This window comes from Spirochaetota bacterium (assembly GCA_038043445.1).
Classification (GTDB): domain Bacteria; phylum Spirochaetota; class Brachyspiria; order Brachyspirales; family JACRPF01; genus JBBTBY01.
The window spans coordinates 1-14,485 of sequence record JBBTBY010000126.1; the positions used below are offsets into that span (position 1 = coordinate 1).

Here is a 14,485-nt window from a genome sequence, read left to right on the forward strand (position 1 = left end):
TTCGATCTCGACCGCGGCTGGCTCATCGAAGGATATGCGGAAGGCGAGGAACGCGGTTTCTCCCGCATCAAAGCCATGTTTACGCTCGAGGACGTGCTCTCCGGGACAACGAAGGTGAAGGCATCGGTCAACAAGAAACGTCCTGCGTACAACGCGCCATCATCCCGCGGCTCGCAGATATTAAGCGATAATCTCTCACCGGCGGCCGATGCCGCGAACGCAAAGCGCATCAACCTGCATCTGAACGCCGACATGCTCGACGATTCCGATCTTTTCCATCTCAAGGAACACCTCTCGAACAATCACGGCAACTGCTATGTCTACCTGCACTTGGCGAGCCCCGCAAAAGGCGAGCGTGTGCTCGCATTGGGCGAAGAATTCTGCATCAGTCCGCGTACCGATTTTTTTGACGGACTGAAGACGATACGTTCGCTCGTGCGGGTGAATCTCGCGTAGCACCATCATTGTAAAGAGATTATTGATACCGAGAGATGCTGACAATAGAACAACCCCTATCCCCCAGCCCCTTTCCCCTTTTTAAGGGGAAAGGGGAGTCGAAAGAATAACTGGGGTGAGAAAAAATTATTTGACGAGGATAGGGGTTATGCCATCGAGGATCTCGGCGAGACGCAGTTTGATTTGACATGAATCAGATGGCTGGTATACTTGGCATAATGAAAGGCATGGGCGTTAAAAAAAGGAATGTACCATTCATTTCTCTTCTTTTCATCCTCACATCAATTCCTGTTATCGGCGCTTATTCACCGTTCGCCATTGTTGCTGTCGATGCACGGACGATAGCTGCTATCGGTGATGTTCCGTTCTCGAACAGGACGCCGTTCGTCACGGCAATGCGGAATCTGCGTGCCGCATCTCCAAAAGCTGTTGTTGTGAAGTTCTTCCTTGATCTTCCCGGGAATGCCGATACTGATGCCGCGCTTGCGAAAGAAATGAAAGCCGTTCCGACATTCCTGCAGGCGGCGGTGAATACCGGAGAAAAGAAACCCAATCCCTTTGACCGCAAAGCGATATACACGAATATCCAAGGTCATGTACATACTATCATCGAAGGGAGAAGCGGTTGGCTCCCGCTGCCCGAGCATGCCGCAGTGTGCCAAACCTACGGTTTCGTCGATTACCGCGGAAACCCTGAATATCTGCCCGCGATCGAGCAATATAACGGACATATCGTACGATCGCTCTGGCTTGCTCTCGCTGAATATATGTTCGGACAGTCTGAGATCGTCGCGGGGAGGGAGCTTCGTATCAACGGAAAACGCCTGCCGCTGACCGATCATCAGGAAGTAAGAATTTCATTCCCGGAAAAAGATGCGCTCGACGCTCTATCGTTCGTTTCTATCCTGTCGAACACGTTTCCCGCATCGCGAATCCGTGACAGAATCGTCATCATCTGCTACGATGGGGAAAAGATCGGGCGGGTGAACACGCCGGTAGGCCTGATCACCGTGCATCGCCTTTTTTATTACGGCATGGCGTCATTGTACGAACAGATACGCTGACAAGCGGGGCATATGAGTGACAATCGCTTCATAGCGCTTATCGACAACGGCAGCATCGCCGACCATGCCGGACTGAAAGACGCCTATCGCTCACTCGTGATGAGTACGCATCCCGATCATGCGGGGAACAGCCGCATCGAGGAATTCCTCCGCCTCGAGGATGATTATCAGGAAGCGGTGCGATTCCTGCACACACGGAACGGCATGACCGAGTACCGTGAAGAGAATGCGCGGCTCCTCTTCTTTCAGGAGCTCAGGAAGATCGATGGGCTTGAAACGCCGTATTATCTCGATAAGGAAGCGGTCGCAGAGAGGCTTCTCGCGGCGCGCGGCAATGCGGAACGCTATTTCCGCCGTTGGCGGGGTGAAAACACTTTCGCTGAGGCGATAAAAGAACACGACGTACTGAAACACGAAAAAAAGAAGAACACCCTTGCGGAGCTGTACAAGCCGCCGGATTTCGAACGCATACGCCCGCTTTCATTCTCTATCACGTACTTCCATCTTACCGGTCAGCCGTTCTACCGCATCCAGGTCCGAAGGCTCGGTAAACCCGTATTAAATCTTCTAACAGAACGCAGGTTCACTGCCCTGACAAAATATTACTCGATGCTTATCGACGACACCACGAACGGCCCCGCCATCGACGGATGACGGCGTTCACGGACGCTCAAGCCGGTCAAGAAGTTCCAGCACCTGTATGATGGCCCTGCCGTTGTGATACGCCGCTTTCCATGCGCTCGCCTTGCCTCCGACACGGATGAATCCCCGGTTCGTAATACCGTTCCTGCCCTTCACCGTATCTGGCCAGACATCAGAGAACCATTCGCCGTTCTTCCAGTCTATCTGGTGGTTCGTTACCCAGCCGAGCGTGCCGTAGAACGTATCGAGATACGTCCGCTCCTTTGTCATTGCATACATCGATAAAGCGCTGTACATACATTCCGCCTGTACCCACCAGGTCTTCTGTATCTTATCCGCCGGCATATTGAATTTACCCGAATCATAGAATCCGCCGTTGACGCTGTCGTATCCGTAGCGGAGCGCATACTCGAACATGGCTCGATAGCCGTCCATGAGCACCGCGTTCGGTATGCCGAGCGCATCGCACGCCTCGGCGAGAAGCCAGATGTTCTCAAGGTCATGACCGTACGATACGCGATCGTAATTGCTGTTATCGACCGGCGTCCAGTTCGCATCGTATTTATCCGTGCACGCGCCGATCCTTTTGCGCATTACCGATGACGATTGTATCATGACGAGTTCGGTGAGCCGTTCCCTGACGAGCGCATCGCCGGTAAGCCGATAGAGAAGCGTGAACGGCTCCATGAGATGCAGATGCGTGTTCATGAGCTTCAGCCCGTTGGGAACGCCGAGGTAGTTCTTTACGTTCGTTCCCTCGATGGGCGCCCATTCAGGCGTGAAGTATTCCGTATAGCCGCCGTTCACCGCATCATGCGCCTTTGCGTCGAGGAGACGGAACGTCTGTAACGCAAATGCCTTCGCCTCCGGGTCCTTCGATGCAAGCGCGTATTCCGAGAGGGCATAGACGGCGAATCCCTGGCCGTACATGTGCTTGTTCGGCTGTATCGCCTTGCCCGACGGGCTTACACCCCAGTAGAACCCGCCGTTCTTCTTATCCTGCATCGTATCTTTGAGATAGCGGTATCCGTGTTTCGCTGCGGGAAGATATTTTTCACGATCGTAGCCGGCGCGCACAAGGCGGACGAAGAACCACACCATACGGCTCTGCGTGACGAGGAAGCGGTTGCTGCTGTAGCCGGCATTCGACCCGAGGCCTTTGAACACGCTGTTGATATCGTGATTAAGATTGTATCCGCCGTTCACCGCATCGATCGTCGACGGATACCAGAACGGTATGATGTTCTTCTCGAGTATCTCGCGGCATTCGGCGCGCACGCGGGGGATGTCGGTCATCGCGGCCGATGAGGCATCGTGCTGGAATTCTTTGCCGACGGGCCGTGTGCACGACACGGCAATGAGGGTCATCAGAGTATAAGCGGGGATACAGTGTTTCATGGTATTCTTTGCCTCACTTTTTTATCGTCGGGTTATCATGCACCGAAGCGGTGCATGAACCGGAGATGATGAGCGTTCCGCTCCCGACTGGCAACGTAAGACGTTTCATGACTGCTCCTTTCATTGCTTATAGATCTTGCACGCGATATCCTTCTCCACCGGCGGGATCGCCGCGGTGAGCGATCCGCCGCGCGAGACGGCAGTTGCCGAAGACTGTACTCCACCTTTATATGTATCCCACCACTCGATGCGATAGGAGGCGTCGGAGAGCCCTTGTATCACGAAGGATGCACCCTGTATCGTTTCAAGCGGCGCCTTTGCGGCGACACGAAGAGCATAGGTGTTCACCTTATGTTTGAACCAGGCCATGGCGCACAGACCCTTTGCGCCTGTATCCGCGAGCGCGAAGATATGGAGCGGCGGTTTGAACGACGGCATATCGAATCGGTACGATATCTCCATCCAGTCATTGCCCTGATTATCAACGGTGACCGTATGTTTTCCCTGAGGGATATCGATCGTATACGCCCCGCTGTACTGACGCATGGTGCCGGTACGCGATTCATTGTCATCGATGAGATCTTTTTCGAGCACCTTTTTTCCGTCGAGAACGATAACAAGCTTTGCACCGCCGTAGTCAGATACGCCGGCAATAACAGCGCTGAATTTGCCGTCCTTGAGGTAGTCAACCGTGAACGTTACCGGGTTATTGAGCTTTGCGTGGTTGCGAATACCGTGCATGACGCGGGCAAGATCATCGGCACCGGTCACGAGCCCATCCTTCGATACAAAAGCCGTTATCGGCCTGTTCGCAGGGTGTTCCTTCCATTCGCCGTATTTACCTTCGAGCATGACCGCATCAAGCGTCGGTGCCGACCCGGCCAGCAGTGATACCAGCGCAGGTTTCATGTCCATGTGCGCGAACGGTATATCCTTCACGAATTGAGCAAGCGGCGTGAAGATGCGGTACAGGTTCTGCGGTTCTATGTAATTATCCCACCACCAGAGCATGCCGGTCCCTGCGCCAAGCGAGAATGCTGATGCGTATATGCCGTTATGCAGATTGATGGCCTCAGTATCGAGCGTATCGGCGTTGCCGCGAACGTCCGCGCCGAACTCCCCGAAGAAATGCGGCTTCCCGTAACGCACCGGTTTCTCGAGCGAATAGCTCTGTATGAGCACGGCGGCATCGCCCGCACCGTAGTTATGCGATACCGTGAAATCCATGCCGGGAAGGGAATCGAGCGCTTCATCCCCTTCCGTATTACCGGTGCTTGTTGAGACGAGATGCATGTACGGATCGATCGATTTCAGATAGCCGGCCATTTCCGCATGCCATGCTGCGTTCTCGCTGCTCGAGTAATTGTCCGTCTGCTGCACTTCATTGAACAGCTGCCAGCACATGATGTTCTGTGCGTATGCGTACCGCGCCACGATGTAGCGCAGGCGTTTCTTGAACGCTTTTTTTGCATCGGCGTCAGTAAAGAACGTTCCCGCTTTTGCGCACGGCCCGCCGAACTCGACATTATACGGGCACTTATGCCACATGCTTTGCCCGCCAGCACTTAAAAAGCTGTTGAACGATTCGATGCAGTACATGAGAAAGATACCTTTCTCCTCGGCATTCGCAAGCACGGCATCGAAACGCGAGGCATTGCGCAGGTCAAAACGGGTGAGGCCCGCATAATCAGCGTCGCCTGCAGGGATGCGTTCGAGCGTGAATATCGTGAACGGCCCTATCCATATCCGGGAATAATTCTCCCCGGCAGCCGACATCTTCGAGAAATAGTTCACATAATCGGCCGCAGACTTCGACCAGCATACATTATGACCGACGGGGAAATATGATGTTCCGTCATCGAATCGGAAATATTTCTTGTTCGCGGCTGCACGCACGAACCCCTTTGAAATCCCGGGCGATACCGTGAACGCGAAAGCGGCACTTTCGGCCGAACCGGATGCATCGCGCATGCGCACGCTTACCGTGTGTCGGCCGGCCTCTGTCGGGAGGAAGCGGAGCGCAAAAGAGGGCGACCCGTCCGGCTTTTCCTCTGCGGTGTACGGCTGATGAAAGAATGCGGGGAGCACTGTGGTCTTGCCGGAAGGTGCGGTGAACTTTGCACGGACATCGATCTCATCGGGATCGAACGGGTTCTCGAACGCAGCGGAGAGCGAGAGCCGTATATCAACACGGGCATGCTGTCTCGCTTCGCTCACCGAGGCGATCGATACTGCGGGAACACTCTTCATCGCATAGGGGGACCGCACCGGTACGGTCGCTATAATGAACGGCGGCGGCATGTCAGTGTTCGGAAGCGGAGCTCCTTCGGATACAGCGTACAGCATATACGAAAGCCCCGAACCTCTCGTGTTGTAATTGATCTTAAGCTCGAATGAATCTCCTTTGAATACGCGCATGTCCTGAATATGCACGGCAAGCTTTCCGGTAAGTATCACGGAACCGCGAGCGAGCGGTATCACGATGCGCGAAACCGTGCGCGGTTCTAATGCATACTTGCCGCCGAACTCCGCAGGGAGTACTGCCTTCTTGTCATCAAAAACAAGCGTGCGGCCTTTTGAGGACGCTATCGGCATGTTCACCACGAGCGTATGGTCGGTGGCGAATTCAGCTGCGTCAGGGTTCTCAAACAGATATGTCATGTGATACCCATTGCCGTGCCGTTTTGCGTTCTGTATGAGCACAAGCGTTTTCCCGGAGCTGCGGAGCTTCACGGCAGCCTTCAGTTCAAATGATGTACTCTCATTCTTCGGATATCCTGCCGCCGCTGTCACGGACGATGCATCCTGATAGGTGCCCTTATACCCAGGCTCGAACACAAGGGTGCGCAGCGAGATGTCCTCAAAACGTATCTCGCCGTGCGGCAGAATGCTGACGCCATCAAGTGTCCAGAGCCATGCAGCGGACACGACGCATATGATGGCAGAGATCACGAACGCACGCATGTACGGTTCCATTGGTCACTCCGATTCAGTATCTCAGATAGCGAAGCATCACGTCGAGCATCTTCCGGTCGATCTTCAGCCCGTCCTTCTCCTCGTACTGAACATCCTTTCGTCCGCTGTTGATCGGCCCGAAGGAGTCACGAAAGCTCCAGTACGCCCAGCCGATATTCATCGACTTGTATTCGCGGTGACACGTCTCCATCCACCGAAGCGTTACATCATGCGGCGTGTACTTGTACGCACCCATCTCTCCTACGAATATCTTCGCTCCGTTGGCAATCGCCGTTTTCCACGGCGCAAGGAAATTCTTGACCGGGTATTCACCGTCAAACCCGTCATACGTGAAGGCCCCCTCATCGATCCGGTATGCTTCATGCTTTTTTCCCCACGCCGGCTCAGCCGCGATAGACAAGGATCTCCCATCCGGGAACGAGAGACGAATGCCGTTCATTTTCAGCCAGTCACCCTCCGCATTATTGAACGTAAGGACTGCCGCATCTTTTTTCACTTCGGCGAAATATTCCTTATCATATCTATTCTGATAGCGGTCGTATTCCTTCTTGTATATCACTTCCTTCCAGTCCCCCGGACCATCCTTCGGTTCGAGTATCGTATCGAATATGATTGCTTCATCCGCTTTGATGGTCAGATGCGCCTTCATCGACACCTGCGCAACATTGATGGCGACCTTCGTACCGGCGGGAAATTTTCCCCGTATCACAGCGGGACCGTTGGGCACGTCGGTCTTTTCCGGCGGATAGAGAAATGCGCCGATCCTGCACGACACCGGCCATCCCGGTACCGGGTACTTATCCGAACCCTTTGACCATTCAGCCTTGTAATGCGTAAGCACGCCCGGCGCATAACCGCGTATCGCGGTGACCACACCCGGCATCTGGTAGAGCTCGGCCATAGGCACAGCACCGACATTGAACGCGTCCATGACTATGATGCGTTTGGGATCGACATCGTGTATCGCTTTAACGACACGCTGCATGAGAGGAAGGAACTGCTCCGGCGTTGTGCGCGCCGGCTCGTTGAGAAGATTGAAGCTCACGCGCTCCGCAGAAAGATGCCTGTATCGCTTCGCGAACATCACCCAATAGTCGATGAAATACTCCTGCGTGACCGTGTTCGTCCATAGTTCGTCATTGAGCCCTTTCGTAGGGTTGATGCAGTAGCCCGGCGCTTTGTGCAGATTGATACAGACGTGTATCTTGTACTTCTCACCGAATGCGACCGCCTCATCGATGAGCGTGAGCTTATCTTCTTTATAGCTTCGCGGAGCATTCACATCATCATAGATGCGGTAGTCGACCGGAAGCCGCACGAAATTGAAGCCGAGCTCGGACATAAGCTTGAGATCGCTTTCGAGGAACGGCTTTTCCTTCCCCGCCGTATACTGCTCCGTGAGATTGAAACCGCGCCATTTCGATATATCGACGCCGCTTACAAGCACCGGTGCCGCGGAAAGGTTCACCGCTGCAAAGAGAACGATGATCTGTTTCATAAAGACTCCTTTGTTATCCAATACTCATTGCCGATGAGCGTACGATAAGCGATCGCGGAACACGCATCACCGGTGCCTCCCGCTTCCCTGCGCATTGATCGGCAAGGAGCGACATTGCGCTTCTTCCCATGGCGCACGTATCAAGGCGCATCGTGGTGAGCGAATACATCGGCTGCGAAGCGGCAGGGATATCGTCGGTGCCGACAATGCTTACGTCCTCGGGAACGCGCACGCCTTGCTTCATCAAATACTGCATGGCAGCGATCGCCATGGTATCCCCGGCGAAATACGCTGCAGTGAATTCGCTCTTCCGCGCCGCGAGTTCTTCGCCCGCGCGGTAACCCGCGTCCCAGGTAAAATCTCCTTCGATGATGAGCGCCGCATCGATGGCAATACCCGCCGCCGCAAGCGCTTTCTTATAACCCAGAAGACGCTCTTTGCCGCTGTATTCCATCATATTGCCGGTGACATGAGCGATCTTTCTATGCCCGAGGGAGATGAGATGCGATACGGCTTCGTATGCCGCTGCAACGCCCTCGCTGACGACGGTCGGGAATGAGAGCCCCTCGTGCAGATTATCCACTGCGGCGAACGGCACGCCGCTCGCGATAGCACGTTCGATGACGGCCCGCGGAAAATAGCTCACCAGTACGGTGGGGTTCTCGAACCGATGAGAATCGGCCGCGCCGGCGAGAAGTTCCTTTCGCCCGTAGGACCGGTATTCTATCGCAGCACCGATGCGCTTTGCTTCTTCCTCGACGCCGGCAAAAACGCCCCCGTAGTACGGGTTATCGTAGGATTCGCTTTCGACGCGGGAGAATACATAGGACACGGTCTTTATCCGTGTCTGGGCCGTACAGACAAAGGTCCCTTTTCCATGAACGATATCGATGACGCCTTCGTATTCAAGTTCGCTCAGCCCCTCGCGTACGGTGGAGCGCGATACACCGAGCACCTCTACAAGCTTGCCCTCGGACTCTATCCTGCCGTCAGGGTATTTTCCTGCAGCGATCTGGCCGCGGACATATTTTTTCACTAACTCGTAGCGGCGGGAAACAGTTTGAGCACCTTGGATCATGCACTCAAGCTAAGACATCAGACGTCTGATGTCAATATATTATCCCGCAAAAAATATATCTATTTCTGCACAGCGTTAGACAGCGCTGTCATCAGCTCCGCATGCATGGCTTCTGCAAGAGCCTTATCGAATATGCCGAAACGATTGCGTTCATATACCAGCGTTCCCGCACCATCCACGACCGTTATCCACGGATAGTACTTGACCCCGTAACGGTCGCGCAGCCACGGTTCCTTGTCGGCATCGATCTTGAGCACGACGAACTTCCGGGCGAGAAGGTTCTTCACCGGCGGCTTCATGAGTATCGTACGCGAAAGCACTTCGCAGTTCTCGCACCAGCTCGTATAGAAATCGATGAACACGAGCTTCTTTTCCGCTTTCGCCGTCTGCAGCGCTTCATCGAAACTGAGCGCCTTCGTCTCCTCAATGACCGGTGTCGCTCGGCCGAGAAATTCATTCCGTGCCGCCTGATGCAGGGTAAGCCCGGCCAGGAAAAGCAGGAGCACCCCGAGCGATTTGATCCGATCGCCTTTGAGGTATTCGTCAAGCGATCGATACGTGACAGCGGTAAGGACAATCGCGACAAGGGCGAACACGGCAACGGTGATGTATACCGACGACGTTCTCACGCCGAGTATCACCAGAAGCAGATTGAGATAATACGCGGTGAAGCCGAGCATGAGAAGGGCGAATACGTATTTCACTATATCCATCCAACCGCCGGACTTGGGGAGCTTGCCGAGGAGCGAGGAGAACGTGCCGAGCACGACCAGCACCGATGCGAAGCCGAGTGCGTAGAAGAACATGTACAGATACCCGTACTGCGGCTGCGTAAGGCTCACGCCGAGTATGGTGGCGACGACGGGTCCTACACAGGGAGATGCGACAAGACCGGTGACCGCTCCCATGAAGAACTTACCTGCGAATGAATTGCCTTTCTGATAGGCATCGTCCTTCACTTTCGTGAGAAAGCCGGGTACTTTGAATTCATAGAAATTGAGCATGGAGAAGGCGAAATAGATGAAGAAGAGCACAAGCGGGATGAGCACGACGGGGTGATATGCTATGGAGCCGAACTGCACATTGCGCACGCGGCCTAACAGCGACACCGCTATGCCGAGGGCCGTATACGTCACGACTATGCCGAGGCCGAACAACGCCGCACCGGCGAACGATCCCTTCTTCTCGCCCCGCGTACCGAGAAAGCTTACGGTGATCGGTATGAGCGGGTACACGCACGGCAGGAGGAACGATGCGATACCGGCTATGAAACAGAGGAAGAGCGCGAACGCTACGTTCGTACCTTCTATCGATGTCGCGAGCGATTCGAAGATATCCGCCTTCGGCACCGTGGACTTTGCCGGAGCGGATAACGGGAACGATACCGTTTTCGTCTTCGGGCTCAGGCAGACGCCGGCATCGTCCAGGCAGAGCTGGTAACGGACATCGATGGCGTTCATGCCCGCAACGCCGCCGTCAATATGCACGGTAAAATCACCCGCACCGTTAAGGATGATATCATCCTCTTTTTTCGTTCCCGACGGGGGCACGACCTTCACCACCAGCAGCCGTGAACCGGCAGGCGCGCTGAACGCTATCGGCAGGGAGATCTTCGATGCGATGAACGCATGCGAGAGCCGCGGCGTTGTTACCCGTATCGTTACGGAGGCATCCTGCACGGAACGCAGTGTCACCTCCGCATCGCGGTCGAATGCGCCGCCATCGCCCATTTGTGAGAACAGTACGGTGGAAGCGATCAATAGGAACAGTATGTTTTTCATACGCATACTATACCATTTCGGATGAGTATGGTCAAGAGAATGGCGGGGCGGGACACGAGATCCAGCCTTCCACGGATATCATTCATCCTTTCTCGGCACCGGAGATAGCCCCGATATGCGGAAGCAATGCCGTCCGCTCATGCTCAACGAACGCTTTTGTCACGGAATAGTTCAGCACACCGCGGTAAAGCATGTCTGCCATACGGCGGGCACGCGGTGACGACAATGAAAGGCTTTCTTTTTCGCAGTATGCGGCAAGGAGCGAATGCGCCTTCTCATCGCTCACAAGATGGTACATGCGCATGAAGCTTCGAAGCGGTGTCAGCCCGGGAAAGATGCGATGCCGGCGCGGTTTTTCCGGTTCAGCCGTCGGCGATGCAGCGACCTCCTCGAATGCCGCCTCCGGCGTATCGATGAACGCATCGCGATGACCCATCGCATGAAGTTTCTGTGCGCAGGCGGACGCGAGCGTGCGGGCCGTCTCGATATCGTCAGCAAAGAGCGGACCGATGAACGGTGCCATGCGTCCGGGCCGTGCCAGCACATATCCGCTGATACGTCCATTCGAGCGTGCAGCGAACGCGGCAAGGGCATCGCGCATAAGCGCATGCAGTATCGCGCGCCGCTCGAGGAAACGTGCGGCGTCATACGCGACAATGTCGGGCATATCGCGCACGGTCATCGGACGGACACGCTCGTCGAGCGGGGCGTCCGCATACGTCTCCGTCGATACCGATGAACGCCAGAGGCGATAGGAATCCTCATACCCGAGCGCACCGTACACCGTATGACCGAGCGGCGTCGCATCGAGGCCGTTGATGATGCGCTTATCCGCAAGCGCACGCATCAGGCACGAAATCATTATCTCGTTGGCAATGCCGTAGCGCCGCAATTCCGGGACCACAGCGACAAGGCCTATCCATGCATTGTGCTCGCCGAGCGGGGCGCTCACGCCGCTCCCGACCGGTACGCGGCTTCCGCCGGCTGACAGGTATGCGATGAACGTGCTCTTCGGATCGAGACGGACGATGCGTTGAAGGTCCTCATCGGTCTGATTCCATCCGGCGCGGAGCGTAATATAGCGCAGCGCATCAAGCCGCTTCCCGATCGGCTCAACGGACAGCATGTTCTCAGAAAGACGCTTTTTTTTCGGCAGGGCAATACGTTGTGAACGCGGTATCGATATGTCGACCTCTTTTCCCGATTGCGCCACCAGTTCCATGCGCCGGGTCGTCTCGAACGTAAAACCGTTGGGATTATCGACACGAAGCGAGCCGTACAGCGCATCGATACGTCTGTCCGTACCGAGAGCAAGCTGTGTGATCGTACGCGGGTCGATGCTGCGGGGAATGAGCGCTTTTCCCACGGCCCGTCAGACCATGCGCTTTTTGCTTCGCGGCATGAGCATGATCTCGCTCGCCGCCCATATGCCGGGTATCGCCTTGGAAAAATCCGCGCATCGTATCGACGTGAAATTCTCATCGATATCGACGGTGCCGGGATTGACATTACAGCTGTCATAGAGGTAATAGCTCGTTACACCGCGGGCGTCCATTTCATCGGAGATATAGGTCTCCATTTCCTCTTCCGTTTCCGCGACGAGATAATACGACTGGACGAAATCCTTCAGTCCGCTCTTGGTCACGCCCTTGGCAACGATATACCACCAGCGCGGCTTTATCGTTATCTCTTCCTCGTCCCCATATGCCATTTCAAGCCCGAGGGGTATCTTCAGGTCGTTTATGATATCGTAGTAATCGAAATCGTATTCGGTATTCTCGTCATCCTTGACCTCATGGACAAGCCCGGCAAGCGATGAATGCCAGTGATCATAATTATAGCTGAACGTCATTTCCTTATTGAACGGGATGGCCGCTTCGGAGAACATCGCTTCGATGCGCTCCGTATACGAATAGGGCGCGAAAAGCTCGATGACCTTGTGATCGTTGAGCAGGAGTTCAAGTCCTGTCTCGTAGTCGATAAGACCGAAACTGACGAAACCGCATTCCATCCAGAGCGAATCATAGTGATCGAACACACGCCGTATGCGCTCAAGCGGTATCTCGCGGCTTATGAAGACATCCTTGTCGCGATTGACGTCCTCCGACCATCGCTCGATGATGACGCACGCCTCTTCCCGGAACAATCCGACCGACTCATCCATGAGCGCACGTGTCTTTTCGGCGCTTACGGCCGCCGCATAGCTTAATCGGTCGCCGAACATGCCGTCGACGGTGGAGGGTGCTGCTTCCACCGTATAGCCCTCATCGGGCAGATAATTATCCTCGGGATAAATGCCCAACGGGAACCGGAATCCGGCGCGGACGACGCGCTTCTTCTCGAGGGCTTCCAGTATCCTCGTTCGCTTTCGGCTTTTTGAAAAATAGCTCATAGGCACTTCTTATGCTGAAAGCATAACAATGATTGAATATTACGTCAAGTGCTCGCCGCTGCCCACCGCTATGGGTTTCTTCCTCGGGTACTGGTAATAGTAGCATTTTATCGCACCGTTATAAAGCTTCCGGTTCCGCTTTGCACGTTCACCGAAAAGATGCTCGAAACGCTCATGCGATGTGATGATGAAATACGACCAGTGGTTGAGCGCTCGGAACGACTCTCCCATGGCGCGATAGAGCGCTTCGACATCCGCCTCTTCCCCCACTCGCTCGCCGTACGGCGGATTGGTGACGATGACGCCGTCCATCTCTTCGGGCTTGAAATGATGGATGCTTCGCCGCGCGAACCGTATGTTCTCTGCAACGCCGGCACGCGCCGCGTTCGCCGCGGAAAGTGTGACCGCGTTCTCGTCGATATCCGACCCATGGATGATTCCGTTGTACGCGGTAACGCGTGAAAGCGCCTCTTCGCGTGTGCGCCCCCACTCGCGCGCATCGATGATGGGCCAGCGGTCCGCTGAAAAGCGCCGTTTCATCCCGGGGGCGATATTCCGTGCGATGAGCGCCGCCTCGATGGCGATGGTGCCCGAACCGCAGAGCGGATCGGCGAAGGGCCGCGGTGGCCGCCAATTGGAAAGCAGGATGAGCGCGCTCGCAAGCGTTTCCTTTATCGGCGCTTCCAAGGCCTCGGCGCGATACCCGCGCGCATGAAGCCCATCGCCGGTGGTATCGAGCGTAAGGGAAGCGATATCGTTGCGTATCGCTATCTCTACGCGATAGAGCGGTCCATCCTCGGGAAAACGCTCGCGTTTATATCTCTTCTGCATCGAGGTGATCATCGCTTTCTTGACCATACCCTGACAGGCGGGTACGCCGTGCAGCTTCGAATTATGCGATCTCCCAATGACATGCATGACAGCATTCTCAGGTAGGATATCCGGCCAATTGACAGAGAGCGTTCCCTCGAACAGCGCATCGAAATCCGGGGCGGGGAATGTCGCAAGCTCCACGACAACGCGCTCGGCGGTGCGCAGATGCATATTGAGCTTCGGGATATCGGTCCACTCGCCCGAAACCGTCAAGCGGCCGTTCTCGGATGTGCTTTCAAAACCAAGCGCTGATAATTCCCGTGCGAGCACCGCTTCGATGCCGAAGGCGCAGAGTGCTGAAAGTTTAATCGGCATGGCATCGTTCTC

Annotated in this window: 11 protein-coding genes; 3 read left to right on the forward strand and 8 right to left on the reverse strand. The window is 55.2% G+C overall.

The features are described 5' to 3' along the window. The 3 genes from AABZ39_16845 to AABZ39_16855 all read left to right on the forward strand — a co-directional run. Window positions 1-456, forward strand: a 456-nt coding sequence (locus AABZ39_16845; protein ID MEK6796448.1) for a hypothetical protein, incomplete at its 5' end; no start/stop codon positions are given. A 197-nt stretch (window positions 457-653) separates the two neighbouring features. Further along, window positions 654-1,520, forward strand: coding sequence for a CHASE2 domain-containing protein (locus AABZ39_16850; protein MEK6796449.1), 867 nt, complete (start codon window positions 654-656; stop codon window positions 1,518-1,520). 12 nt (window positions 1,521-1,532) lie between these two features. Further along, on the forward strand, window positions 1,533-2,174 hold the full coding sequence (locus tag AABZ39_16855; GenBank protein ID MEK6796450.1) for a hypothetical protein: 642 nt from the start codon (window positions 1,533-1,535) through the stop codon (window positions 2,172-2,174). A gap of 6 nt (window positions 2,175-2,180) precedes the next feature. Here the strand turns inward: AABZ39_16855 and AABZ39_16860 are convergent, their stop codons facing one another. The 8 genes from AABZ39_16860 to AABZ39_16895 form a co-directional block, all read right to left on the reverse strand. Beyond that, window positions 2,181-3,530, reverse strand: coding sequence for an AGE family epimerase/isomerase (locus AABZ39_16860; GenBank protein MEK6796451.1), 1,350 nt, complete (start codon window positions 3,528-3,530; stop codon window positions 2,181-2,183). 150 nt (window positions 3,531-3,680) lie between these two features. Beyond that, window positions 3,681-6,536 carry a DUF5060 domain-containing protein gene (locus AABZ39_16865; GenBank protein ID MEK6796452.1) on the reverse strand — a complete coding sequence of 952 codons (2,856 nt, stop codon included), beginning with the start codon at window positions 6,534-6,536 and terminating at the stop codon, window positions 3,681-3,683. A gap of 13 nt (window positions 6,537-6,549) precedes the next feature. After that, complete coding sequence (locus tag AABZ39_16870; protein MEK6796453.1) at window positions 6,550-8,034, reverse strand: cellulase family glycosylhydrolase; 1,485 nt, start codon at window positions 8,032-8,034, stop codon at window positions 6,550-6,552. 13 nt (window positions 8,035-8,047) lie between these two features. Continuing rightward, window positions 8,048-9,070, reverse strand: a complete 1,023-nt coding sequence (locus tag AABZ39_16875; GenBank protein MEK6796454.1) for a GntR family transcriptional regulator — start codon at window positions 9,068-9,070, stop codon at window positions 8,048-8,050. 101 nt (window positions 9,071-9,171) lie between these two features. Continuing rightward, window positions 9,172-10,893, reverse strand: coding sequence for a cytochrome c biogenesis protein CcdA (locus tag AABZ39_16880; GenBank protein ID MEK6796455.1), 1,722 nt, complete (start codon window positions 10,891-10,893; stop codon window positions 9,172-9,174). Window positions 10,894-10,975: 82 nt separating this feature from the next. Then, on the reverse strand, window positions 10,976-12,259 hold the full coding sequence (locus AABZ39_16885; GenBank protein ID MEK6796456.1) for a hypothetical protein: 1,284 nt from the start codon (window positions 12,257-12,259) through the stop codon (window positions 10,976-10,978). 6 nt (window positions 12,260-12,265) lie between these two features. Beyond that, window positions 12,266-13,285: a hypothetical protein gene (locus AABZ39_16890; protein MEK6796457.1), complete on the reverse strand. Its 1,020-nt coding sequence runs from the start codon at window positions 13,283-13,285 to the stop codon at window positions 12,266-12,268. Window positions 13,286-13,324: 39 nt separating this feature from the next. Next, window positions 13,325-14,473: a class I SAM-dependent RNA methyltransferase gene (locus tag AABZ39_16895; protein MEK6796458.1), complete on the reverse strand. Its 1,149-nt coding sequence runs from the start codon at window positions 14,471-14,473 to the stop codon at window positions 13,325-13,327. Between the last annotated feature and the right edge of the window lie 12 nt (window positions 14,474-14,485).

Bases quoted from the DNA above. Each gene is read 5' to 3' on its own strand.
- AABZ39_16880 (MEK6796455.1), bottom strand. From the start codon at position 10,893: ATGAAAAACATACTGTTCCTATTGATCGCTTCCACCGTACTGTTCTCA.
- AABZ39_16870 (MEK6796453.1), bottom strand. From the start codon at position 8,034: ATGAAACAGATCATCGTTCTCTTTGCAGCGGTGAACCTTTCCGCGGCA.
- AABZ39_16890 (MEK6796457.1), bottom strand. From the start codon at position 13,285: ATGAGCTATTTTTCAAAAAGCCGAAAGCGAACGAGGATACTGGAAGCC.
- AABZ39_16850 (MEK6796449.1), top strand. From the start codon at position 654: ATGGCTGGTATACTTGGCATAATGAAAGGCATGGGCGTTAAAAAAAGG.
- AABZ39_16860 (MEK6796451.1), bottom strand. From the start codon at position 3,530: ATGACCCTCATTGCCGTGTCGTGCACACGGCCCGTCGGCAAAGAATTC.
- AABZ39_16865 (MEK6796452.1), bottom strand. From the start codon at position 6,536: ATGGAACCGTACATGCGTGCGTTCGTGATCTCTGCCATCATATGCGTC.
- AABZ39_16855 (MEK6796450.1), top strand. From the start codon at position 1,533: ATGAGTGACAATCGCTTCATAGCGCTTATCGACAACGGCAGCATCGCC.
- AABZ39_16895 (MEK6796458.1), bottom strand. From the start codon at position 14,473: ATGCCGATTAAACTTTCAGCACTCTGCGCCTTCGGCATCGAAGCGGTG.